17 protein-coding genes and 1 pseudogene are annotated in these 25123 nt (G+C 40.4%); 3 read left to right on the plus strand and 15 right to left on the minus strand.

The window, feature by feature from the left end; all coding sequences use genetic code 11:
* Positions 1 to 51: 51 nt before the first annotated feature.
* Genes AC5YCI_RS07435 through AC5YCI_RS07445 form a run of 3 tightly spaced genes read left to right on the plus strand, consistent with a single transcriptional unit; the run spans position 52 to position 8601 of the window.
* A complete protein-coding gene (locus tag AC5YCI_RS07435; protein WP_496175358.1) occupies positions 52 to 5088 on the plus strand; it encodes an SdrD B-like domain-containing protein in 5037 nt (1678 codons plus the stop codon).
* A gap of 2 nt (positions 5089 to 5090) precedes the next feature.
* Positions 5091 to 5759, plus strand: coding sequence for a hypothetical protein (locus AC5YCI_RS07440; RefSeq protein WP_496175359.1), 669 nt, complete (start codon positions 5091 to 5093; stop codon positions 5757 to 5759).
* A gap of 1 nt (position 5760) precedes the next feature.
* Positions 5761 to 8601: a hypothetical protein gene (locus AC5YCI_RS07445; protein ID WP_496175360.1), complete on the plus strand. Its 2841-nt coding sequence runs from the start codon at positions 5761 to 5763 to the stop codon at positions 8599 to 8601.
* A gap of 162 nt (positions 8602 to 8763) precedes the next feature.
* Here the strand turns inward: AC5YCI_RS07445 and phnX are convergent, their stop codons facing one another.
* From phnX to AC5YCI_RS07520, 15 genes and pseudogenes are all read right to left on the minus strand, one after another.
* Positions 8764 to 9573, minus strand: a complete 810-nt coding sequence (phnX, locus tag AC5YCI_RS07450; RefSeq protein ID WP_496175361.1) for a phosphonoacetaldehyde hydrolase — start codon at positions 9571 to 9573, stop codon at positions 8764 to 8766.
* A gap of 33 nt (positions 9574 to 9606) precedes the next feature.
* Complete coding sequence (phnW, locus tag AC5YCI_RS07455) at positions 9607 to 10734, minus strand: 2-aminoethylphosphonate--pyruvate transaminase (RefSeq protein ID WP_496175362.1); 1128 nt, start codon at positions 10732 to 10734, stop codon at positions 9607 to 9609.
* A 28-nt stretch (positions 10735 to 10762) separates the two neighbouring features.
* A complete protein-coding gene (locus AC5YCI_RS07460; RefSeq protein WP_496175363.1) occupies positions 10763 to 11908 on the minus strand; it encodes an FAD-dependent oxidoreductase in 1146 nt (381 codons plus the stop codon).
* Between the two features lie 39 nt (positions 11909 to 11947).
* A complete protein-coding gene (locus tag AC5YCI_RS07465) occupies positions 11948 to 13663 on the minus strand; it encodes a putative 2-aminoethylphosphonate ABC transporter permease subunit (RefSeq protein ID WP_496175364.1) in 1716 nt (571 codons plus the stop codon).
* A gap of 580 nt (positions 13664 to 14243) precedes the next feature.
* Positions 14244 to 14832, minus strand: a pseudogene (locus tag AC5YCI_RS07470) (ABC transporter ATP-binding protein); the annotation flags it as partial.
* Between the two features lie 22 nt (positions 14833 to 14854).
* Positions 14855 to 15835, minus strand: coding sequence for a putative 2-aminoethylphosphonate ABC transporter substrate-binding protein (locus AC5YCI_RS07475; RefSeq protein ID WP_496175428.1), 981 nt, complete (start codon positions 15833 to 15835; stop codon positions 14855 to 14857).
* 149 nt (positions 15836 to 15984) lie between these two features.
* On the minus strand, positions 15985 to 16713 hold the full coding sequence (locus tag AC5YCI_RS07480; RefSeq protein WP_496175365.1) for a UTRA domain-containing protein: 729 nt from the start codon (positions 16711 to 16713) through the stop codon (positions 15985 to 15987).
* 271 nt (positions 16714 to 16984) lie between these two features.
* Positions 16985 to 19045: a TonB-dependent receptor domain-containing protein gene (locus tag AC5YCI_RS07485; protein WP_496175366.1), complete on the minus strand. Its 2061-nt coding sequence runs from the start codon at positions 19043 to 19045 to the stop codon at positions 16985 to 16987.
* Between the two features lie 356 nt (positions 19046 to 19401).
* Positions 19402 to 20427: a 4-hydroxy-2-oxovalerate aldolase gene (gene dmpG / locus AC5YCI_RS07490; RefSeq protein ID WP_496175367.1), complete on the minus strand. Its 1026-nt coding sequence runs from the start codon at positions 20425 to 20427 to the stop codon at positions 19402 to 19404.
* 1 nt (position 20428) lies between these two features.
* Entirely contained in the window at positions 20429 to 21391 is a 963-nt protein-coding gene (locus AC5YCI_RS07495) for an acetaldehyde dehydrogenase (acetylating) (protein WP_496175368.1), read from the minus strand.
* Between the two features lie 18 nt (positions 21392 to 21409).
* A complete protein-coding gene (locus AC5YCI_RS07500; RefSeq protein ID WP_496175369.1) occupies positions 21410 to 22195 on the minus strand; it encodes a 2-keto-4-pentenoate hydratase in 786 nt (261 codons plus the stop codon).
* A 139-nt stretch (positions 22196 to 22334) separates the two neighbouring features.
* Entirely contained in the window at positions 22335 to 22871 is a 537-nt protein-coding gene (locus tag AC5YCI_RS07505) for a VOC family protein (RefSeq protein WP_496175370.1), read from the minus strand.
* 11 nt (positions 22872 to 22882) lie between these two features.
* On the minus strand, positions 22883 to 23101 hold the full coding sequence (locus AC5YCI_RS07510) for a ferredoxin (protein ID WP_496175371.1): 219 nt from the start codon (positions 23099 to 23101) through the stop codon (positions 22883 to 22885).
* Between the two features lie 43 nt (positions 23102 to 23144).
* Positions 23145 to 23642, minus strand: a complete 498-nt coding sequence (locus AC5YCI_RS07515; protein WP_496175372.1) for an aromatic-ring-hydroxylating dioxygenase subunit beta — start codon at positions 23640 to 23642, stop codon at positions 23145 to 23147.
* Entirely contained in the window at positions 23642 to 25048 is a 1407-nt protein-coding gene (locus tag AC5YCI_RS07520; RefSeq protein WP_496175373.1) for an aromatic ring-hydroxylating oxygenase subunit alpha, read from the minus strand. Before AC5YCI_RS07520 ends, AC5YCI_RS07515 begins: the two co-directional genes overlap by 1 nt.
* Positions 25049 to 25123 lie beyond the last annotated feature (75 nt).

Consider the following 25123-nt stretch of genomic DNA (forward strand, 5'->3'; position numbering starts at 1 on the left):
AAGAAAAGCTCACGTCAACCCGTATGGATCTGTGTTTTAGTATTAACTACTATGCCTCAAATCACTTTTGCTCAAGGGGAAGTTTTCAATGCAAAAATTGAAAATATCGCTTACATGAGTTACCAAGGGCTTTTAGATAACCAATTACCATTGGCTCAACTTCCATCTAATGCAGTCTACGTCCAAATAGAACAACCTACTATTTCTCCAACAAAACCTGCTACGATTGCTTTTAAAAATATTGATTTTAAAAATACAATTTTAACAAGCAAACTCATACGTCCATTGTATATCGAAACAATTGCAGCCCAATGCAATCAAAATTCTAATCTTATTGAACAAGTAAGACTCAAAGTCTATTCACAACTTACACATGATGTTGTTGATCTCATCGTAGAAGAAAGTGATATAGATAGTGGTGTTTTTCATTTTAGCCTTACCTTAGAAAATAAGGCACAAGCTGATCTAGATGATGAAATATTGCAAACTTTAAAGCGCGACCAGGTATCTGTAATTGCTACAAGTTGCGTATCTAGTACCAATCAAAATACGATCCCATTACAAGATGTTAATAGCAGTGTTTTAATAGAACCTTACAGCATTGTATTTGATGCTAAAACACAACTACCTATTTCAGGTGCAAAAGTTATTTTGTTAAATGAATTAGGACAGCCAGTAGAGTATTTAAATAACGAAAGTAATAAAGTTATAGCGCCAGAATCAACCAATAATTTAGGTGAGTTTTATTATCCTGAGTTGCAGGCTGGTCGATATAAATTGGTCGTAGATACAACTGGTATCGCTGGGAAAAATTATCAGTTCGCTAGTAATAAAGAACACTACCCATTAGCGTCCTTTACTCAATATAACGTTGACGCAGTAAGTGCTTATGGCAATACATTTACACTAAATGCTAAGGAGATGAATCATCTCACTGATATTCCTTTAGACCCTATAATCGAGCAAGGAAATCTAACTATTGAAAAAACTGTACGCAGTACAAATGTTGAAGTCGGAGACTTTAGTTATTATGACATCACGATTACCAACAACAGTGAACGCAATCTAAGTAACGTAGAGTTAGAAGACCAACTTCCTTATGGTTTTAAATACATAGTTAAAAGCGTAAAGCTCAACGGTCAAAATCTTCATGAGCCTCAGGGTGCAGCGACATCAACCTTACGTTTTGATATAGGTACCTTAGCTACTCAACAAACTGCAAAATTAGAGTATAAAGTTTTAGTCGGTCATTCTGCCCTTAATGGAGACGGAATTAACCGAGCTCGTGCTCACGATAAAGAGAGTCAGTTACGCTCTAATGAAGCACAGGCCAAAGTAAATATAAATGCGGGGATTTTTCGAAGTGAAGGATTCATTATTGGCAAGGTTTTCACTGACTGTAATCGAAACGGTATACAAGACCTAGGCGAATCAGGTGTTCCAGGCGTACGCCTCTATTTAGAAGATGGCAGCTATGTAATTACTGATCGTGAGGGCAAATATGATTTTTATGGTATTCGCCCAATTACTCATGTCTTAAAGATTGATCCAACTACCCTCCCTCATGCAGAATTAGTATTGCTATCTAGTCGTCAGGCAGGAGATGCAAGCTCACGTTTTATTGATTTGAAACGTGGTGAAATCCATCGTGCTGATTTCGCAATTGCTGATCAAGCAGAAATTTGTTCTACAGATCTGCTGACTGAGATTGTACAACGTCAGCAACAAAGTGCTCTGAGTCAGTTAAATTTAGAAAAAGCTATCAATCAGCAGTTATCCATTGATGCACCTCAATACATTAGCCGTAGTCGTCGTCTTGAACAAAGCGAAGGATGTTTAACACAAAATGATGGTAAAAATTGCCTGCCACTCCGTCCAACTGAACTCCTTGACACTCAAGCTTTAAACTTAAAGCTATCAAATTTAAGTCTTGAACAGCAATTACAGCAACACCCTGATTCAAATTTGGTTTTCTTAAATGTTTATGACCAACAAGTGTTATTAAGTAATCAGACACATATTCAACTGCAAGGGCTAATGGGTGCAACACAACGCCTATGGCTCAATGGAAACTTAGTAGAAGATCATCGCCGCTCCAAATTAAGTACTTTGGTAGAAAAAAATAAACAAGGGCTGGAATATATTGGCTTAGATCTACAAGCAGGTAAAAATAATTTACGTTTGGAACAACTCGATTTTGCCGGTAATGTACGCGAAACCAAAACGATTCAGCTAATTGTTCCTGGTGCAATTGAGCGTTTACACTTAATACGTGTTCAAGAACAGGTTATGGCGAATGGTCGCGACCATATGCAAATTCGTGTGCAACTTCTTGACAAACACGGCGTGAAAGTAGGTACACGCAGTCCTATAAACATTGAAAGTAATTTAGGTCTAGTTCAACTAAAAGACTTAAATCCAAACGAACCAGGAATTCAACAATTTATCGAAGGGGGTGAGCTGCTCATTAATGTGCTCTCACCTACTGCTCCAGCCAAAGGCACCCTAAAAATCAGCAGTGGCTTACTACAACAAGAACTAAGTTTAGACTTTACTGCTGATCTACGCCCTTTGATTGCTGTTGGTTTACTTGAAGGTCACCTCAATTTTAATGCATTTGATTTAAATAATATTCAAAGTACTACACGAAATGAAGGCTTCGAAGAACAACTCAATGAAATTGCTGCTTGGGATAAAAGCCAACTCAATGGCCGCGCGGCGCTATTTCTAAAGGGCAAAGTACGTGGTGATTACTTACTGACTTTAGCATACGACTCAACCAAAAGTAGTAGTACACGTTTGTTCCGTGATATTCAGCCTGATGAGTACTATCCTATTTATGGCGATGCTGCAAGTAAAGGATTTGAGGCTCAGTCTACAGGCAAACTATATTTACGCTTGGATAAAGGTCGTCACTATGCTATGTATGGTGATTATGTGACTCGTACAGAGCAAGATGAAGGTTTAGCTTTAGGTCAATATAATCGTTCATTAACAGGTATTAAAGTAGGTTACGACAGTGATCGTTTGTCTACTAGCGCTTTCTCATCAAACACCAAATCACGTCAGGTTACTCAAGAACAACGTGCTTTTGGATTAACTGGACCTTACTCACTAACAGGCATCTCTACAGATTTGATGCTAGAGAACAGTGAAAAGGTAGAGATTATTACGCGTGATCGTAATAACAGTACACAAATTATTGAACGTGAACTCTTAACACGTTTTGTAGATTATGAGATTGACACCTACAATAAAACTATTTACTTAAAACAACCAGTTAGCAGTGTAGACGCTGAGTTTAATCCACGTTATATTCGAGTCACTGTCGAAGCAGAAGATATAGGTGCAGAGTATAATGTAAGTGGTAGCAGCTTACGCTATAACTTAAATTCTAATGTAAAAATTGGTGGCTCATGGGTTAACAACAATGATCCTCTACACCCACAAAAATTAAAAAGTCTAAACAGCGTCATCCAGCTTGCAAAAAGCAGTCAATTATTGACAGAAATTGCACAAAGTGAAGACCATAACAAAAGCCTCAACCAAAATAGCGTAGGTAAAATACAAGATGGTGTAGCTGCACGTATTGAATTTGCTCATCAAAGTAAAATTGGGCAAATACGTGCTTATCATCACCAAGCTGAGACCTCCTTTTATAATGATGCAGCAACTATTTCAGCAGGCCAAATTGAAACTGGTATTAAATTTTCGCTTCCTGCTGAGAAGATAGGTCTCGTTCGCATTGAAGCAATCCGCAATGAGGATGAAAATAACAATTATATCAAACAAGGCATGTTAGCCAGTGTTGAACACCAATTTAATCCAAGTTTCTCTCTTGAAGCAGGTGTACGTCATTACGATGAAAGCAATCAATCAGTTGAAGGTTACTCCGAGACGTATAATGGTACAACCGCTCGCCTAAAAGCGAATACACGCTTACCTTGGCGTGCATCAACAGCTTTCTTAGAATACGAGCAGGACGTAGTGAAGGAGGATCGCCAGGTTCTTGCCGTAGGTGGTACAGCACAAGTTTTACCGAATACAGAATTATATGCACGTCACGAACTAATTTCGTCTTTAGACGGATTATATGCATTAAATAGTCAAAATAAAACTAATCGGACTCTATTTGGCATTTCAAGCCAATATATGAAAGACGCTACTGTATTTAGTGAATATCGTGTAGCTGACAGTATGAGTCAACGTGAAGCCGAGGCGGCTGTTGGCTTACGTAATCGCTGGCAAATTCAACCTAAAGTTTACTTAAGCACTAGTTTTGAGCGGACAGAAACTTTGGGCGAAACACAGACCGCTACTAATGATAGTACTGCTCTAAGTTTAGCTTTTGAATATCTAGTTGCGGATAACTGGAAAGCTTCGACTCGTTTCGAGGCACGCTATGCTGAGCAGCAAAATGACTTTTTACATAGCCTTGCATATGCACGTCAGATGTACCCTGAACTCAGTCTGTTGGTGAAAAATAGTTTTAACCTCACTAAAGCACAATCGAGTGAACGTGGTGATGTGTTACGTAACCGTGCTCAAGTGGGCCTTGCATGGCGTGATCAGCTCCGTAATCGCTTTGATTTACTTGGTAAATTTGAACATTATTATGAAGATAATAAGCAAGACTTAATCAAACCAGTACAGCGTCAAAACTACATTGGTTCAATTCATACCAATTTTCATCCTCTACGTGCCTTAACCGTATCAAGTCAATATGCAGCCAAATGGGCCATAGAGCAGCATAATAGTTTACAAAGTAATGCTATTTCTCAATTAATACGAGGTCGAGTGCTCTATGATCTTAATGAACGCTGGGATAGCAGTATCAATATGGGAACTCTTTGGGATCAGAATAACACCCAATATTTACTAGGTGCTGAAGTCGGATACTTAGTTGCTACTAATGTGTGGATATCTGTAGGTTATAACTTCTTTGGCTATCAGGAAGAAGATTTGGCTTACGAAAATATTGATGCTGATGGTGCGTATTTTAAATTTAGATTCAAGTTTGACGAACAACTCTTTGCCAGTCGTAAAGCTCAGCTAAATCCGAGCTTAGAACCCAAGGGAACTCGTTAAATATGCATATCAATTATTCTAAACTGTGCCTACTTTTTCTAATATTCTCTCCCTCTGTTCATGGAGGTTTTGAACAGGATCTAGAGCAATTAAGTCATGCATTAGGAAAATTTTCTCCTCATAATTCACAGCAACGCTATTATCACTATAAAGCGAAAATGTGGCTAAGTTATGCAAAGCATGAATGGTCAGAGAAAGGGCTTTCTTTAGCGAAGTACGAGGCGTTTGATGAAGCAAGAAAGATACATCTTGCCTTAACCAATCAACAACCTTTAAGTGATAGTACTCACATCCTAACGAATGCTCAAGTAATGCGTCGTGATCTGTGGTTACAACTTGCTTACCTCAAACAAAGTAATGCCATGCAACTATTACCTGAAACAATTGCACATGCAGAAGTGCAATTGGTTTGGGGAGCTGCTGAATATTGTGAGTTAGGTTGGAGACATGCGAAACCACATTTTTTTGCAGCTCAACAAGCAATCAGACGCAGTTTAAAAAGTATTGATGTAGATATTATTCCCCAACACGATGATCTACCGTCTTTGCTACAACTTAATCAAAAAGGTTGTGAAGGCGTTAACACTACATTTTGGCCGCTCAGTTATTCGCCAAAAATACCACCGCGTTTATCTACGCATGACGCATTATCTCCTGAGGTCTCTCATTAATATGTCGGCTTTTTTACGTCCTGTAATGGCACTTTTTTTCGTCTATACAATCGCCTCATCTAGTTTTGCCTCAGTAGTCGCAGATCAAGCAGCAAATGTAGGAATTCAACGTAGCTTTGTAAATTTGGATTTTAGTCAACCTACGATTACGCCACAATTCACTCAACTTTCCCAAGATCTTATCCCTGGATGGCGTACTACACATCGATTTTGGGGTAATACAGGTCGCATTATTGAAATTTGGCGTGGCGCAGGTCATGAGTCATCTGGGGGTATGCCTAATGCCACTAATGATCAATATGCAGAATTAAATGCTGAAGAAGCAGCAGCCTTATATCAAAAAGTATGTTTATTTCGAAATGAAAGTTTTAGTTGGTCATTTCAACATGCTGCACGAACTACTAGTACAGAAACTGCTGAATTTTTAATTGGTACAGTGGCAGATCAAGTAGCAGGTAATGCAACTTATGCAGTTACCTCTGTCCAAAGTATTGCAACTAGTTCAGTTACCCGCTCACAACAGGGTCGATGGGTCACACGTAGTGGCACAGCAACAGTCAGTAGTAACGTTCCAGAGAAAGGAGGGGTTTATTCTTTTATTTTCCGTGCCACCAATGGCTCTACATTAGGTAACTTTCTTGACAATATCGTACTAAAACTCAAGCCTGCTGTCGAATTTACTACCGATAATGGCCAATATATTGAAAATAACAAAAATAAACTACCTGTGGCATTCAAAATTGTAGGGCAAATCAATAAAGCATCTGATATGCCGAAACTCAATTTTAACATCACCCATAATTCTACAACTGGTATGGCAAAGCGTCCAGTCTACGGCAGAGATTATCGACTATATCGGCGTGTAGGAGAAAACTATATTGAGCTTTCAAGTGTAGATGGTTTAACTATCGACAGTAATCATAATGTCAGTTTTTCCTATACACCTGACTATAAAGCAAACCTAGACTATACTCAGGGTGTTGAAATCAATGGATTAGTAATTGAATTATTTGATAATGATAAAATTGAAGGTGATAAAACACTACCTTTTTCATTCAAGCTAGATAGCAGTAGCCAAGCAATTATTGCTTCTATGAAGAGTTGCAGCCAAGGCACAGCGAATTATAATTTTGATTTCATTATCAAAGATAATGATACAGATCTCAAAATTATAAAAACTACGGTTGACCCATTGACCAATCAACCCACCACCCGCATGTTTTATCCAAATGAACGAATCTCATATCATTTTGATTTAATTAATAAGACTGCTTTACCTGCAAATAATGTCTCATTACATGACCGTCTTATTTCAAATTTAATCGCTGATGCTAACACGACACTGCATTGTGAGAGTTTAACTGAAAAAAGTACTTGCCCTAAATTACCTAAAGATGCTGTACAACAGTTATTAACTAATACATTGAATTTGGGTAATATAGATTCAGAGAGTCACCTACGTTTTCATCTATATAACCTTAAGACCACAGCGCAAGATCAAAGCATCCCCGAATATGTTGCTTCAATTCAGAATCAGGTCAGTGTACTGACAGAATTTAATGACATTTATTTGGAGGATAATACAAGTGTCGTCAGTAATCGCTATGCAGCAGGCAGCGACTTATTTAACCTCGACACACGACAAAGCGGTACAGGCTTAATGATCGTTCAAGATAATGGTCGGGCACTTTGGCAACAGTTCGCCGACAATGGATTTGCTTACTTTCCACTTGGAATTAAAAATTCAAGCCAAATGAGCCAAGATTATCAACTTTATGCTTCACGACGTGAACTTGAACACCAGATACTAACTGAAGGTGGTTATAGCTCGTTAATTCCTAATAGTGTTGTACCATATAATGAACAGCTCAATATTGAATTTTATGATGCTACAACTGAGCAGTGTAAATCAGATCTCCTAGCTTCTAGCAAAGCGATCAATCAAGTAAGCGTCGGTCCTTTGTCAGAAAAAGTTGTGTGTGCTGTAGTTCAGATACGTTCATCTGCTCAAGCCAGTCATCCAATTTGGTTTGCAATTTCATCTTTGCAGTTCGGGTTAACTGATATTGTAAAAAATGAAGTAGTTTCATCACATACACAACATCGTTTACTTGAGTTAATTAACGATCAAAATGCACAAATTGATATTGGTGGTACCTATGTATTTAACCACCGTTTATTTAATCGTGGACAAATTGATGAAAATGACCTTGATATTCAATTAGTCCCACAAGAGAATAATGGATTTTTATATAGTCTGTTTATCGATACCAATCATAATGGCGTATTAGATACTGAAGATACTGCAATCAAGGAACATAGAATATCTTTAGCAAAATCAACTGAACTTACAATTTTGCTAAAAGTTGAGGCGCCGATCACCAGTGTTCATGGTACACGTAGTCAAGTGCAATTGATTGTTATTCCAAATAATCACAATCAAACAAATGCTTTAGGTGCATTGGCTAATACAGATACTATTATTGTAAGTACAAGTCCAATTAAAGTTATAAAAAGACAATTTAAGGTTGAAAATTGCAGCATTTTTTCGAAGTCACAAGTATTTGAAGCTCCTTTCTCAGCAGCAAATACTTTGATTAAGCCTCAAGATTGTTTAATTTATCAAATAGAGGTTAAAAATTTAGGCTCAAAAGTTCTATATAACATCAGCTTGAATGATAGTTATCCAGCTTATACTCAACCCTGGTACTCAGGTGACATACTACCGATGAGTAATGTACCGGCTAAGATTAAGCATAATGATAAAGCTGTTCAGGTCACTTTCGAAGAATTACAACCAAATGAGCAAAAAAGTATGTTTTTTGGTATTCAGGTGCATTAAGACTTTGAAATTAACCTCTATTAACAGCTCCTGACCCAACGGAAGGAGCTTGTTTAATAGATTTTTTGATCTGGTAGGAAGAAGATTTGAAGTGAATTTAATACTAATACGATTAGGTTAACCTCCTCCCTGGAGGGAGGTGAGCAGGTCAACATGGTGTAACTAAGGTGTTTCACCTTGGGCTAGACGTATTTCGATTTGATCTAATACACTTGGTAAATCAGCAATAGTGTCAATAACATAATGTGCGCCACTACTTTGCATTTTTTTATAGGCTTTTGTTTTAAGCTGTCCTTGTTCTTCAATTGTACAATTTTGCCATGCTTGATATGACATTCCTACCTCATTACCGCTTACAGCAAGACCAACTGTCCAACAACCTGCATTCAGCCCTTCATAAATTCCAACAACTGTATCGTCTACTTTCACCACGCTTTTAATATCAGAAGTCCCTAATTGCATCAGGTTTTTCCATAGCATATCCGGATATGGACGTCCACGTGTGACATCAGTCGCAGTTACAATACAATCTGGCAGATAACCTTGTTGAGCAGCTTTTTCGATTAATTCAGGCATCATCATACTTGCGTAGCCCGTATTACTCCCAATCTTAATTTTACGATTACGTAAATCTTTAAATGTTTCTAAGGCACCCGGGATCAAATCGGCGCACTGAGGAATAGCTTCGAGTTGATGGGGAATAAATTCTTGGTACAAACGGTCAATATCGGCTTCATTTGCGTCTTGGCCATGTACAGCTCTCCAGACTTGCGCAATACGCGGCATCTTAAGTAAAGCAACAATATGATCACGTTTTTCAAGCCCCATCGGGGCACGTGCCTCATTCACATCAATCTCGACGCCTTGATCTGCAAAAAGACGTTGAAACGCTAAAATTGGAGCACAAGATCCGAAGTCGACAGTCGTGCCGGCCCAGTCAAAAATAATGGCTTGTATTGGTGAGGTATTCATATATTTATTCTCTTTAACGTGACGATTGCTAAATTAAGCTGAAATATGTGTCTGGTATTCGGCAACTGCGTGTAAAAGGTGCTCAATATCTTCAGGATATACTTCGCCAATATTGCCAATGCGGAAACATGCTAAGTCGCTGATCTTTCCTGGATAAATTACAAAGCCTGCTTTTTTGAGCTGTTGATAAAATGCGTCAAAATTAAAAGCAGTATGCTGTGGATATAGAAAAGTACTAATAATCGGAGATTGATATTGGTTTTGTGGAATAACACATTCAAACCCTAATGTTTGCATTCCGGTCGCCAGTGTTGTTTGATTTTTAAGATAGCGTTGGTAACGTGCGTTTACCCCGCCCTCTTGTTCTAGTTCTAGTAGAGCATGATGAAATGCATGTATTACATGAGTCGGTGAAGTGAAGCGCCATTTTCCTGTTTGCTGTTCCATGGTGAACCATTGGTCATACAGATCTAAACTAACAGATCGAGCTTGTCCTTGGCATTGTTCAAGGTGTTCCCTTTTTGCCAGTACAAAGCCAAAACCTGGAACCCCTTGAATACATTTATTGGCACTCGAAATTAAAAAGTCGATCTGCCAATCGGCAATATCAAAAGGTACTCCCCCAAATGAACTCATCGCATCCACAATCCAAATTTTATCTTTAGCTTTGACCAGTTTTCCTATGTCTTGAATTGGGTTAAGCATGCCTGTCGTCGTTTCACAATGCACACATGCCACGTGAGTAATTTGTGTATCACACAGCATGGTCGAAATATCGTTTAAATCAGGTACCTCAGTTTCAGCGTAAGCTAACTCCACAACATTGAGCTTTAAACGCTTGGCCATCTGGACCATACGTGCACCATAAGCACCATTGTTAACAATTAAAATTTTTCCATGTTCGGGTATACAGGTACCCAATACGGCCTCCACAGAGAAACTTCCACTCCCCTGCATTAACACAGCTGTGTAATCATCGACCTGTGTGGTTGCGATTTTTATTAAGCGCTGACGAATCTCTTGAACCAAAAGGTTATATTCTTGATCCCATGTACACCAATCACGTTGCATAGCACGGCGTACCCCTACTGATGTTGATAAGGGTCCAGGTGTAAGTAATAAGTACGGATTATCTGCTTCAAATTGTGCGTTCATATCCATTTTCCCTCAATTAAAATTTTTAATAAAATTAGAAGATGTGTTGATTTAATTGGTGTTTGATCCACCCCGGACCTGTTGTCATTCCTTTGCCTGCGATTGCGTTGGCAATGTAAATGTTGGGTTCTACTTCAAAAAAACACGCGGCCTGTTCAGGATGTGATAAATACTGTCCTTGCCAGCGCTTGATGAATGGTGGCAAGCTAAAGCCAAGCTGCTCTTTACAGTAAGTTTGAATGAAATGATAAATATGGTCTTGCTGTTCGAATAAAGCGGGCTGGTCTAAAGTGGTATATTCATGACTATCACCAACAATCAACTGTCCGAGATGATTTTGCTTAAGCAAAATATGAATGCCATAACGCTCTACGATTTCATCTTGTGGCTGGGAAAGCAACGTCTGATAACTTGGACAAATTGAAAATCCTGGATAACGTGCAATTGAAAGACCCGAGTAAATCGATGCATTCAGTTGATAAGGTAATGCTGCCGTCATCGCCATATTTAAATGGCAACGCTGTACATCTAAGCCCTGTAAAGCCTGAGGATAGAGAATATCGGTGATAGCCCCATGACAAATCAGCAAGTTTTTCGACTCAAAACGTTCGCCTGTAGCCAATTGAATATAGGTAGACCCACGCTCTGATTGTGCACTTACAACACAAGCCTGCTGATAAATTTCGACACCAATTTGCTTTGCATATTGAATTAAACGCAGCGCCACTTGATCAGGTTCGACACTATATTCACCAGTTACAATGAGGCCACCGTGTAAAGCTGAGTCGGGATCTAGGTAGTGATAACGCTCTAATAAGGCATCTTTATTCAGATATTGAGCTTGAATGTCATAGTCTGCTGCTGCTTGTTCGAATTCGTGTAAGACTTGATCCTGAACAGGATCTGTCGCGAGATACACACCTGTACGTGCTTTAAAGGAAATGTCCATGTTGGCCTGAATATGTTGATAAAATTCAACACTTGCATTGGCATAACCGTGCCAGCAATCCGCCGGATGGCTGAGCGTTGCACTGCCTAATATTCCAAAATTGCGTCGAGTTGCCCCGCTAGGTACAGCATCTTTTTCAAATAACCGAACAGCTAAGCCCTGTTGTTTGGCTTGAATCGCAGCTGCAAGGCCTAAGATGCCTGCGCCGACAATATTTAAATCGGTAACCATAGATATAGTCTTCATTCAGTTTTATTTTTTAATATCTTGTTATGCAGAGGTTCGATCACGCCATCGTTCAGTACGCTGCAAATATGTTCTACTTACCCCCCAATGCAGCAGCTTGACCAAGCAAGAGGTGATCAAGATCACAACACTCAGTGCGACAGCAGATACTGTATCCCCGGCATCATCCATATTGAGAATATCAATAGCGGCAAGACTGGTTTCTGGGGAATATAAAAAAATTGCTGCTGAGACTGTGGTCATTGCATTGACAAACAAATACACCCATACATCCCCTAAAGCAGGCAGCATGATGGGAAGATACACTTTCGATAAGAGCTTAAAACGTGAAGCCCCGAGGGTTTGTGCCGCCTGATCAAGTTGCTGGGGAATATGTTGAATACTTTGTGTTAAAGCTAAGTGCGGTACAGTGTAGTAATGCATTAACGTTGAGATCACCAATAAAGTCATGCTGCCATAGAGCATGGTTAAAGGATTACTCGGATGATTAAAAAACAGAATATATGCAATGCCGAGCACTAAGCCGGGGATGGCCAAAGGCAAAAGCGATAAGATACGTATATAGTGTTTGAGCTGAGGATGAGGATCCAAACGCTCCATACACCAAACAGTTGTGAATATTAAAATTGTTCCGACAATACTGGTCCAAAATGCCAGCTGCAAAGAATTCCAATAACTCTTCCACCCCCCATTCACATATTCAAAACGATAATGGTTGAAGGTAAGTGATAGATCATAAGGCCAGTAGCGAATTAAAGAAGCTAGAATGGCTGTCATTAAAATCAGAACAATGCTACCTGCAACAAGACTACAAAACCCGAAGAGTAATTTGTCCCATACCCGATGTTTAGGTAAGTAGTAAGGCTGAGCAATATTTTGCTGACGAAGATGTTGCCGACTGGCTTGGTAGCGATCAATTAAAAAAGCGAGTACTGCCGGACAGAGCAGTAAAATTGAAATTACTGCCCCTACATTGAGGTTTTGTTGACCGATAATTTGCTTATAGACATCAAGTGCCATCATATTAAATGACCCACCAATCACTTTTGGAATACCAAAATCGGTGACCACATAAGTAAACGCCACTAGACTTGCACTAACTAAGCCATATTGAATGGCAGGACGCGTTACATACCAGTGCGTTTGTAGACTATTTTTGCCTAAAGTATGTGCTGCTTCTATGAGACGACGATCTACTTGACGAAAGGCGCCTAACATTAAAATAAATACTGCTGGAAATAACCAAAAACAGTAACTGATTAAAATACCTAAAGGTCCATAAATGCTGATCTCACCCAGGACGTGCTTAAATACACCTTGCTGACCAAATAAATACACTAAGGCTAAAGCAGGCAAAATCGAAGGTGCCAGAATAGGTAAAAAAGCAATGCTCTTAAACCAAGCTTTACCCGCCATATGCGTATTGGTAATAGCAAAAGCATACAACGCCGCGATAGGGAGCGTAATTAAAATTGCAAGTAGCGCAATCCAAAGTGAATGGCCGATTGAAGACACAAGCGCAGGATTGGAAAAGTAATGCGTGAAATTGTCCCAACCTACAAAGTTTGCATCTGAATCTAAAAATGCACTACGTAACAATAGAATTAACGGAATGAGTAAACATAAGGTAAATACACATGCAATACCCCCTAATAAGGTATTGGCGCGTAATGAGGATTGACCGCCTCGATTCACAACACTACTCTTCAGTATTGCCGCAGCTGTATTTGAATCTAGCATCGTACATGCCCCTGCTGATCAAATAAATACAGATCAGGTGCACAGACACAAAGCCACATGTCTTGATTTAAAGTAATGACCGTGTGATGTTCAAGATCGACTTGTAGATCAATCGGCTTTCCATCAGATATCGACACATGACACAGCACACGTTTTTTTGCCCCTAAGAATTCTATTTGTATAGGACGAACCTTGACGATGATGCCTTGAGGATTATCTGGATAGTCCAAACTTAAATATGCACTTTCGGGTCTAAACCCGATTTCAAATGTCTCACCTTTTTGTAAACTGTGTTGCTTGGTGAGTTGGGTGGTAGACATCGACAGTTGAAGTTGATGATTTTGATCTACATGCCCAGCTAAAAAGTTCATATTACCAATAAATGCAGCCACAAAGCGTGTTTGGGGTGCATAGTAAATATTATGCGGGGTATCGAGCTGTTCAATTCTTCCGTCACACATCACTGCAATCCGATCAGATACACTTAAGGCTTCTTCTTGATCGTGTGTCACTAAGATTGTTGGGATATTAAATTGCTGCTGAATTAAACGAATATTTTGTCGAAGTTTGACTCTCACTACGGCGTCAAGTGCAGACAAGGGTTCATCAAGTAACAGAAGATCGGGCTGTATAGCCAATGCCCGAGCAAGTGCTACACGTTGTTGCTGTCCACCAGAAAGCTCATGAGGATAACGTGCTGCAATCTGCGGTAATTCAATTAAATCTAGCAAATCACTAATACGTGCTTCTTTTTGTGGTTTCGGCCATTGCTTCGCATCTAGTCCAAATGCAATGTTCTCTGAAATGGTTAAATTTGGAAAAAGTGCATAATTTTGGAACACCACTCCGCATTGACGTTTTGCTGCTTTTAAGCGGGTAATCTCCTGACCTTTTTTAATGATTTTTCCGTAATTCGGCTGCTCAAGGCCCGCAATAATACGCAGCAATGTGGTCTTTCCGCAGCCAGATGGTCCTAAAAAACTAATCAGCTCACCCGCTCGTAAATCTAGGTTGATATGTTCAAGTACCTGTTTATCTCGATACGATTTTTGGATATCGGTAATTTGTAAAATTACCTCTTGCTGTCGCTGATCATAGCGTCTGAAATAAGACTCTAATTGCGATCTATTGTGCGCAGTCGCGTGCTGTAAAGCGGATGGAATATTCATTATATTATCGTTGAAATATCAATTAGTTTTCGAATTGTGCTGACCAGCGTTTTAAAATGCGGTCTCGTTGTTGTGCTGCCCAAGCAAAGTCATGTGGGATTAACTTTTCTTCAAGATTTGTGGGCATACCTGCATGTTGCGGTTGAACAGTTTGATGAGCAACTAAAGCAAAGTTTTGTGCATAAGATTGATTGGCAGCTTCACTCACGGTCCAATCAATAAATTTTTGCGCACTGCTTAAATTGGAGGTTCCTTTGACAATCGCCGAGGCTTCCATTTCCCAGCCCAAGCCTTCTTGAGGATGAATTAGTTCTAATGGCGCACCCTGTGCTTTTAATTTAAGACCAGGATATCCAAAAGAAATGCCGATGACCGCTTCACCTTGAGCTGCCATCTTGCAAGGTTTAGAACCAGAATGAACATATTGGGCGATATTACGATCTAAAGCCTGCATATACTGCCAAGCCTGTTCTTCACCAAACAACTGCATCCATGCGGTCACATCTAAATAGCCAGTCCCACTAGAGGCTGGGTTCGGCATCACAATGAGCCCTTTATAGTAAGGCTGGGTTAAATCTTGCCAAGAGCGAGGAATCGGTAGATTACGCTTTTTTAATTCAACTGTATTGACACATAAAGCTGACTCCCAAGCTGCCATTCCTGTCCAAGTCGGGGTTGACGCTTGGCTATAAAAACTCGTTTTTAAAGCCTCTACATTTTTTGGACGATACGGATGCAGTAAGTGCTCTTGCTCCATCACCAAGAGACTGGTTAATGCCAATCCCATTACTACATCAGCTTGCGGGTTATTTTTCTCAGCTAATAATTTAGCCGTAATAATGCCAGTTGAATCGCGAACCCATTTCACTTTAAGTTCAGGATATGCTTTTTTAAGCGCCCATTGGTATCGTTTAAGTTGGTCGGTTTCTACAGCCGTATAGACCGTTAACTCTTCTTGCTCTTGACCTACTGTACTGGTCGTACAACCTGAGCCGAATAACATGCCAAATACAGCTAAACTGCTTATCCATATATGTTTTTTATGATTGATCTTATTTAAACGCATTGTACATTCCCAATGAATGTCATTCTTTTATGCGTGTTATTTAAACAATACTTTGTGACAGTTTAATTAATCTGGTTTAAACCAGATTAATTCGCTTCAAAGTGTAATTCCAAAATATCATGTAACCAGTATTCTTGATTTACATCGGTAATGCTGCCAGATTGATCCCGATTGGTTCTCGAAATATATAAGCCCATACTTCCGACATTGACATGTAAGGCTTTGGCCTGTTGTTCAGCTAAGGCCGCTGGATATAACTGAATATGGGCACGTGTTAAATAGCGTTGATAATGCTCAGCCATTAATTGAGTCATAGATTGACTTAGATCATGATTGAGTAAACCAGGAAAGATATTCGCTTTAATACGCAGATGTTCGACCATCACAGGGCGTCCATTAATACTTCTTTTACGCCAAACTGAGTAAATCTGTTGACCCACCTCTACGTGCAAATGCTGAGCATCCCACGCCGTGGCAGGTATACACTGCGAGGATAGCAATAATGTACTAGGTAAAGCACCTTGCTCAGAGACATATTGGTTAAAGCTTTTTGTTGATTGAGGACAGTAGACAATACGTGGAGAACGTACAAACCAGCCTCGTCGATCTAAGCGATAAATTAAACCTTCCATTTCCAACATCAACAAGGCTTCTCTAACAGCGACACGAGTTGTAGAGAGCCCCTCAGAGAGCGTTCGCTCAGAAGGTAGTTTTTCATTACTTTTTAATTGACCCGATTCTATTTGATGAGCAAGTGCATCTCGAATGGGCATGTATTTAGGGACACGCTGCAACGCTAACGTTAAATCAGACATACATTTTTTGAATGAAAATAAAAATCATCATAGCAAAATATATGAATTTAAAAGTGATGTGTTAGAAATTTAACGCATTAGACTATTATTTATTTTTATAGCTAAAGAGTCCGATGAAACCTCAACCACATGATAAGTGAATAACTGGGATAATTGTCTGCATCATAGAAATGGCTTATGCCAATCGCTGATATCCTCATACTGAGTCATGAGGATCTACTCTGAGAGGATATCAGGCGATTATTTTAAATCATCTCATAGCTTGGCACTATTAGAATGTTGCCACCAGTCCTACTCCGTAACGACGTCCATCTAGCAGTTGATCACCATCTGCATCTTCAGCCTTCTCATCTAACAGGTTATATACACCAAACTTGCCTTTTAAGTTTTGATTAAATTGGTAATTGAAACCAACATCAAGGAAAGTATAACCAGGATTTTCTACCGTCATTGATGAACGGCCTAAAGATTGTGATGTTTCACTACGATAATGTAAACGATTCCAGACATTCAATTGATCATTAACGTTATAGTCAACGGTAATATTGAACATATGTTCTGGCATTTGATTTAATGGATTACCTTTATATTGACCTGATTTAATTTCAGTATCGGTATATGTATAATTTGCAGCTAGATTCACATTCTCAGCTAACGCTACATCATAAGTTGCTTCCACACCTTGCATGATGGCTTCATCAATATTAAAGCGGCTGCCGTAGAAGTTCCACATAAGTGGATTGCCATTCTCATCTAAACGGTCAAACGGATCAGGACATACCCATGTAGATGGTTTATTGTTTGCACCATTTGGTGATTGGCAAGTACGATCTTCACTAATACGATCTTTAAATTGAGTATAATATGCAGTTAGAGTTGCATTTGAGCGATCACCTTGCCAAGCTGTACCTAACTCATAAGTGATAGATTTTTCAGGTTTTAAATCATCATTCCCCATAATAAAGGCACTACCTTTACCGGTTGCTGAATGTACATCACTTGAAGATTGTTTTAAGTCTGGTTGTTTATAACCTGTAGATACCCCACCCTTTACAGTCCAAGCATCATTAAAGTTGTATACCCCGTAAATACGTGGTGAAAAATTACCATCATAGTTTTCGTCATGATCATAACGTAAACCTGTGGTTAGGTTAAATTGATCCGTGATTGACCACGTATCTTCAGCAAATAAAGCAAATCCCCAACGCTCTAACTCTGTAATAGGAAGTGCATCATTTTGATTCGTCGCGCGGTCGACTAATTCTTCATTTTTAAAATAAGCACCGAAAACGAATTGATGTTTATTTAAGTCCCAATCCCATTGAGTATTTGCAATCCAAGTATCTGCTTCAATACCACTTGTAAGACCATTGCTACGATCAGGATTTTTTGAATTTTCAAGTTGCACATAGCTGCTACTGGTCAACGCATCCGTATAGCGACCATTATGGGTTAAGCTATATACACTACGATAATTTCGACCTTTACTTCCTACTGCCTGTGTTTCACCTGGGCCTGCAACAGCAACCGTTTTACCTACTGTCGTTTCACCTGTTTGCTTAATAAAGTTCGCATCAAACTTCAAATCATGATTATCATTCAATATATAAGTCAATCGACTGTTAACACTTTCTCGTTCTGTATTACGGAAGCCGCCAACATAACTATCTTCTTCACGTTCTTGCTTATTTATACCTAACTGTAAGCCAAGTTTATTCGCGATTAATGGCCCAGCCAAGTAAGCTGATCCTTCTTTAATATCACCAGACGCATTGCTGTCTTGTAATACTGTTCCTAGCTCGAATGTTCCAGTCCATTCATCAGTCACTTTTTTAGTGATGATATTAATGACACCACCCATCGCATCAGTACCATACAATGTAGATGCTGGACCACGAATGATTTCAATACGCTCAATCGAGGCCATAGGCGGCAGAATATTTTTTTCAAAACCGCTGTCATCACCATTTGGATTGACATCTTTTGAATATTGACGCTTACCATCAACTAAAAACAGCGTGTAGTTAGAACCCATACCGCGAATACTGATACTTTGCGCAGAACCAGAACCGGTGACTACAACACCGGGAGTATTACGTAGAACGTCATTAATATCATTGTAATTGCGTTTATCTAACTCTTCACGAGTAATCACGGTCATTGCAGCAGGCGCTTGATTTACATTCTGTTCGTAACCTGCTGCTGTGACAACAATCGTCTGCAGTTTGACAGCTTCTGTCTCTGCTGTACTCACTTCATTCGCTAGCGTGTGACCAGCCATTGCCGTTAATACAGAAAAAGCTAATGTTGATTTTAGAAATGGCGTACTCATACTCTGTGCAACTCAATTATGAAAGGATCATGATTTTTCAGTTTCAAAGTGTAACAGAATAATATCTCAACTCAATCAGTATCAATAATTATTATCATTACAATTCATAAATTGATCAAAAATGAGAACCACTCAACATAATATAAAGATCATGAATATAGAAAAAACTTAAAAGTTACTATGTTTTCCTTAAGCCCATGACACCTCACTGGAGATATCCAGGCTTAAGGGGCGCTATCTAGGATGTCATTACACTCTTCGGATTATAATCATCCTCAACAATCTCTTTCTGTACGAGGACGTCAGACCCACCAAAGTTGTTCTAGCCAATACTGCATTAGCATGCACATTTAAATTTATGCAGATCGTACTTTGAGCATGTTTAATGCTACATCTACAATCATATCTTCTTGACCACCGACCATACGGCGTTTACCTAACTCAACTAAGATATCAAAAGCGGATAAACCATACTTTGCAGCGACTGTTTCCGTATGACGTAGGAAACTTGAATAGACGCCTGCATAACCGAGTGCCAAGGTTTCACGGTCTACACGCACTGGACGCTCCTGTAATGGACGCACAATATCTTCGGCAGCATCAATCAGTTTTTTCACGTCACAGCCATGGTTTAAACCCATACGCTGGGCAGCTGCAATAAATACTTCGAGTGGTGCATTGCCTGCTCCCGCCCCCATACCTGTTAAGCTGGCATCAATACGATTACAGCCATGTTCCAACGCCACAATATTGTTTGCTACGCCCAAACTTAGATTATGATGTGCATGCATACCAGTTTGTGTTTCAGGGTTGAGTACATCTTTCATGGCTTTGAATCGTTCAGCGATGTCATACATATTCATTGCACCGCCAGAATCCACCACATAGATACACTGCGCGCCATAGCTTTCCATAAGCTTACCTTGCTGTGCCAAACCTTGCGGCGTATTCATATGACTCATCATTAAGAAGCCGACTGTATCCATGCCCAGTTCACGCGCATGTTCAATATGCTGTTTAGATACATCGGCTTCGGTACAATGTGTCGCAACCCGAACCACGCGTGCGCCAGCATTATAGGCTGCTTTTAAATCGTGAATAGTACCAATTCCAGGCAGTAATAACGTTGCAACCTTGGCATTTTTGACTTCACTGGCAACTGCTTCTATCCACTCCAAATCGGTATGTGCACCAAAACCATAGTTAAAACTTGAACCTTGTAGCCCATCGCCATGTGCCACTTCAATACTATCTACCCCAGCCTCATCTAAAGCACGGGCAATTTGACGAACATGATCCAAGGAATATTGATGGCGGATCGCATGCATGCCATCACGCAGGGTCACATCAGAAACATAAATTTTACGTTGCGGATCAATCATTTTATGCTCCTACTGTAGTTGGTTGAGTGTTTAAATTGGTTAAGTGCATTTGGGCAAAACGCTCCGCTGCGGCTAAAGCTGCGCTAGTCATAATGTCGAGGTTGCCCGCATAAGCTGGTAGGTAATGTGCTGCGCCTTCTACTTCCAAAAAGATCGAAACTTTAAGTCCGGCCATCTTCCCAAGACTTGGAATATTTAACGGTTGGGCTGAATTAAACTCTTCAAACTGAACTTCTTGTTTTAAGCGATAACCAGGTACATAAGCATTCACAGCCGTCACCATTTCTTGTACTGATTGTCGAATTGCCTCTTGATCAGCTCCTAACTCCGCAAAGCAATAAACAGTATCACGCATGATGAGTGGTGGTTCAGCAGGATTCATAATAATGATCGCTTTACCTTTCTTTGCTCCACCAACTTCTTCAATAGCCTTGGATGTGGTTTCGGTAAATTCGTCAATATTGGCACGAGTCCCTGGTCCTGCTGATTTACTTGCAATTGAGGCAATAATTTCAGCATAGTGCACTTTCGCTACTTTTGACACTGCATGTACCATTGGGATAGTTGCCTGACCACCGCAAGTCACCATATTAATATTGACTGCATCCAAATGTTGATCCAGATTTACGACCGGCACCACATAAGGTCCTATTGCCGCAGGTGTTAAGTCAATTACTTGAATGCCATATTTTTGCAATACTGCATTGTGATGGGCATGTGCTCCAGCAGACGTGGCATCAAAGACAATCTTAATGTCTTTAAATGATGGCAGTTTGAGCAAGCCTTCTACACTTTCAGCGGTGGTTTCAAAACCAAAACGTGCAGCACGCGCCAAACCATCAGACTGAGGATCTGCACCGACCATTGCAGCCATTTCCAGATATTTTGGATTGCGCATAATTTTGATCATCAAGTCGGTACCAATATTGCCCGAACCAATGATGGCGCATTGAATCTTTGCCATAATATGTATCCCTATTTGTTATGTACTAAAACGTACAGAGACTGAGCCAAAGCCTTCAATCTCGACCTTAAATTCCTCACCTGCTTTTACTGCCACCATTGGACCTAATGCACCGGTCAGAACAATGTCACCAACTTTCAAAGGCCGTCCACGCCGCACCATTTCATCTGCCAGCCAAACCGCAGCATTGAGTGGATTATCCAGACAGGCCTTACCTTGTCCCTCTGAAACCACCTTATCAAAACGTGTCATTTGCATACGACAATTCACCAGATCAACATCCGCCAACTGTACTTTTTGCGTTCCAAGAACGAAGGCTGCACTTGAAGCATTGTCTGCGACTGTATCCAGTAAGGAAATTTTCCAGTTTTCAATACGGCTATCCACGACTTCAATGGCAGCCACGGCATAATCTGTAGCTGCAATAATGTCAGCCACACAATGTTGGCTATGGGTTAAACTGCTTTTCAGCACCAAGGCAATTTCCGCCTCAACTTTAGGCTGAATCAGCTTTTGGAATGGAATAGTTTCACCATCTTGAAATGCCATATCTTCAAATAGCATACCGAAATCAGGTGAATCCACGCCAAGCTGTTTTTGTACTGCAAATGAGGTGAGGCCAATTTTCTTCCCGACTAGGCGACGACCTTGATTCAGCGCACGCTGGGTATTGATATCCTGAACAGCATAAGCACGATCTACTGTTTCAGTTTCACCTAAAATTTCCCCAATCGGTGCAATGGCTTGCTGATTTAGTTCAGCCTTATACAATGCATCCGCAATCGATATTTCTGTGGCTGCCATCCTCTGCTCCTTTTCTTATTTCAAGCGATTTTTAGGCAAAGCTCCGCCTAAGCATGACTGCCCATTATTTTTAAATTTAAGGATAAGTGTTTCAGCCCATGTTACTCTCTACTTTAAAATGGGCTGACCTCGAGATAAATTAGTCTGTAATGCTGACGTTTTTACCGCTTTTCAGTTCTGACATACGTTGATCAAGTTCACCATCGACATAATAGAGCTCAGTAAAGCAACCAATTTGCTCCCGAGTATCAAAATATGCCCAGCGACAGTTACCAAATGGTCCTTCAAAGAAACCTGCCATGGCTTTTTGAATTCCTAAATCAAGATAATGCTGTTCTGCTTGTGCATATTCAGTGGCATCTTTTTGGCGGAAGCCGATGTGATGTGGGCCTTTGCCTTTATCATCCAGCCAGTCTTTATAGACGCTTTGACCACCGTCATGGCGTGCCAGTTCAATCAGGGTTTCACCCGCAAAGCCATAAGCACAGCTAAATTGGAAATCGCCTGCTTGACCATAATACTCTTTCTCTTTTTGGGTTTGAGAAAGGCCTTCTGCGACATTCCACACTTCAACACCATTGGTCTTGCTGAAGAAATCCATCGCTTGCTGCAAATCCTCCACCACAAAACAGATTTGATCAAAGCGCTTACTCAGCATATTGTGTACAACTGACATAACAAGATTCCCTATGCAGATTCTAAAATACGAAAACTAATCGCCTGTGCCGGACAAGAGCCTACTAGTTCTTTCACTTCATCTTCACGGTCAATATCTACAAAATGCATTTTTAAATTGGCCACTTGACTACCTTGTGGTATTTCAAAAATGTCTTCCGACATCAGGCACATGCCATAGCCCTGACATTGATGTGTGTCTAAAATAATTTCAATTTTTTGATTACTCATGAGATTCATCCTTTAATTTCAAGTCCAGAGGACGGTTTCTGATTTACAGAAACACGCCCAAGTTTGGCGTACGTAACACCGCTTCGGTTAAAATAGCCTTGCGTTTCAATAAGCGAGCACCCTGCTCTGTAATTTTTAGCGTGTCTACACGGCGGTAAGGAATGATATCGCCCTGTTCATCATGACCACGTTGGCGGTACATAATCGTCGCACTGTGGACATTGACGACATCGGTTTGTTCAGTCGGCTCAATCATCACACTACCAATCACACGTAATGTGCGCGATGGTGGCACTTCTGCCCATGCCTGACCCGATGCCATACGATCGATACGGGTTTTAATATGCGCTTTACGATCTAGAACACGGTAGGCTTCACCAGGAAACTCATCTTTAAAATGATATGAACTGATCCGCAATGGCACTTCATAGACAATCTCATCATCCAAAAGTGCAAACCATTCGTCAAAACGGCGTTCATCCAGCAGCAGCGCTTCCTGCGCCAAAAATTTGTGTACAGTGTTGTGAGTTGAATAATCCATTACGCCACTCCTTTTTGCTGTTCATTTTCATCAACCAGGCAAGTCACTTTGGCTTGTTTGCCTTCACGCATTTCTTTCAGCCAGCGGCGCCAGAACCCGATTTGACAGTATTCACCATAAATGGATGGATGGAATTCGCCTGGGCCAGTCCAGCTTGGATCTTTACCGGTCTGTTTTTGGCTGTAGTGCAAATTGACTTTCTCTTTGCGCAACCACGGGCTTTGCGCACCTTTGGCAATGCCTTCCCAAACCGCAGTATCATCCGCTTCAAAAATCCCACCTGAACCAAAGGCATACTGGCCTGCAGCATAGGCTTTTTCAGCATACTGTTCTGGTACAAAACTAAATTCAAACTCGTAGTTCCATAGTTCCATCACTCCAGGTGCAACCGGTTGCCACATACGGATGTTGGTAAATGGAATAGGCATTTCACCCGGTGCAGAAGGATGCGGTAAACGCATATAACTGAAGTTCGGGAAAATCGTACCAATGGTTGGCGGAATTTCCTTAATCATTTTAATTTGGGTTTCATCTAGATTAGACAAATCAAACTGCGCCTGCAGCTCTGGTGGATAACCCCAATTTGGCAAGGGAATACCGACCATATCGGACAAGTTATGACCAATAAAACTGTTGCCGTTACCAAAGTCATAACCCGATGCATGGGTGCTGACTTGATTGACGCTTGGAATAAAACCTGAACTCGCCGCAGACATATGTGCCGTACTCACATGGTAGGCATCGCCACAAAAGTTTTCTGCACCACTTTTCCAGTCGGCTTTGACTTGGAAACGCTCTGGTTCTTTAAGTAATTTCACGCCATCAGGGTGAATACCGAAAATCGCATCCAAGGCCCATACCGTGTCACCGAGATACTCACGTAGATCAGGCACATCTTCATTTAAAGAGGCGAAGATAAAACCATATAAGCTTTCAACTTTAGCCGCGCGAAGTAATCCCCATTCTTTCGCATCAAGTTTGCCGCCATAGGCATCTTTCATATGCGGTGCGCCCATCCAGTCGCCGTTATTTTTATACACCCAGCCATGGTACGGGCATTTAAAACTGGTTGCATTACCACGGTCGTTATGACATACCTCTGTCCCGCGGTGACGGCAATGATTCAGCAAAACATTGATTTTATTTTCGCTGTCACGTGTCACAATCACTTTATCCAAACCTAAACGGCGCAATACATAGTCGCCTGAATTCGGAATTTCAGTTTCATGCGCAATAAAAATCCAGTTGCGGGTATAAATACGTTCCATTTCTGCACGGAATACCGCATCGTCATTGAACACGTCAATCGGTAAAAAACCGTTATTTAAACTTTCCTCTACGCGATCACATAAATGATCTACGTAGTCTTCATCACTTCCTGCAGTCACTTGAATATATTTAAACATGCGACATCTCCCTGATTGTTGTTTTGTATCCCTGGCTTGCGCTCATCCTGAGCGTTGCTGGGCATCTCGGTTTAA

The sequence above is a fragment of the Acinetobacter sp. CY17 genome (assembly GCF_059515825.1).

What these genes read in the sequence shown, in the direction of transcription:
- AC5YCI_RS07440 (WP_496175359.1), top strand. Translation starts at nt 5,091, where the DNA reads ATGCATATCAATTATTCTAAACTGTGCCTACTTTTTCTAATATTCTCT.
- AC5YCI_RS07520 (WP_496175373.1), bottom strand. Translation starts at nt 25,048, where the DNA reads ATGTTTAAATATATTCAAGTGACTGCAGGAAGTGATGAAGACTACGTA.
- AC5YCI_RS07505 (WP_496175370.1), bottom strand. Translation starts at nt 22,871, where the DNA reads ATGTCAGTTGTACACAATATGCTGAGTAAGCGCTTTGATCAAATCTGT.
- AC5YCI_RS07435 (WP_496175358.1), top strand. Translation starts at nt 52, where the DNA reads ATGCCTCAAATCACTTTTGCTCAAGGGGAAGTTTTCAATGCAAAAATT.
- phnW (WP_496175362.1), bottom strand. Translation starts at nt 10,734, where the DNA reads ATGGATATGAACGCACAATTTGAAGCAGATAATCCGTACTTATTACTT.
- AC5YCI_RS07480 (WP_496175365.1), bottom strand. Translation starts at nt 16,713, where the DNA reads ATGTCTGATTTAACGTTAGCGTTGCAGCGTGTCCCTAAATACATGCCC.
- AC5YCI_RS07485 (WP_496175366.1), bottom strand. Translation starts at nt 19,045, where the DNA reads ATGAGTACGCCATTTCTAAAATCAACATTAGCTTTTTCTGTATTAACG.
- AC5YCI_RS07500 (WP_496175369.1), bottom strand. Translation starts at nt 22,195, where the DNA reads ATGGCAGCCACAGAAATATCGATTGCGGATGCATTGTATAAGGCTGAA.
- AC5YCI_RS07475 (WP_496175428.1), bottom strand. Translation starts at nt 15,835, where the DNA reads ATGTTATTCGGCTCAGGTTGTACGACCAGTACAGTAGGTCAAGAGCAA.
- AC5YCI_RS07445 (WP_496175360.1), top strand. Translation starts at nt 5,761, where the DNA reads ATGTCGGCTTTTTTACGTCCTGTAATGGCACTTTTTTTCGTCTATACA.
- AC5YCI_RS07495 (WP_496175368.1), bottom strand. Translation starts at nt 21,391, where the DNA reads ATGGCAAAGATTCAATGCGCCATCATTGGTTCGGGCAATATTGGTACC.
- dmpG (WP_496175367.1), bottom strand. Translation starts at nt 20,427, where the DNA reads ATGATTGATCCGCAACGTAAAATTTATGTTTCTGATGTGACCCTGCGT.
- AC5YCI_RS07460 (WP_496175363.1), bottom strand. Translation starts at nt 11,908, where the DNA reads ATGGTTACCGATTTAAATATTGTCGGCGCAGGCATCTTAGGCCTTGCA.
- phnX (WP_496175361.1), bottom strand. Translation starts at nt 9,573, where the DNA reads ATGAATACCTCACCAATACAAGCCATTATTTTTGACTGGGCCGGCACG.
- AC5YCI_RS07465 (WP_496175364.1), bottom strand. Translation starts at nt 13,663, where the DNA reads ATGCTAGATTCAAATACAGCTGCGGCAATACTGAAGAGTAGTGTTGTG.
- AC5YCI_RS07510 (WP_496175371.1), bottom strand. Translation starts at nt 23,101, where the DNA reads ATGAGTAATCAAAAAATTGAAATTATTTTAGACACACATCAATGTCAG.
- AC5YCI_RS07515 (WP_496175372.1), bottom strand. Translation starts at nt 23,642, where the DNA reads ATGGATTATTCAACTCACAACACTGTACACAAATTTTTGGCGCAGGAA.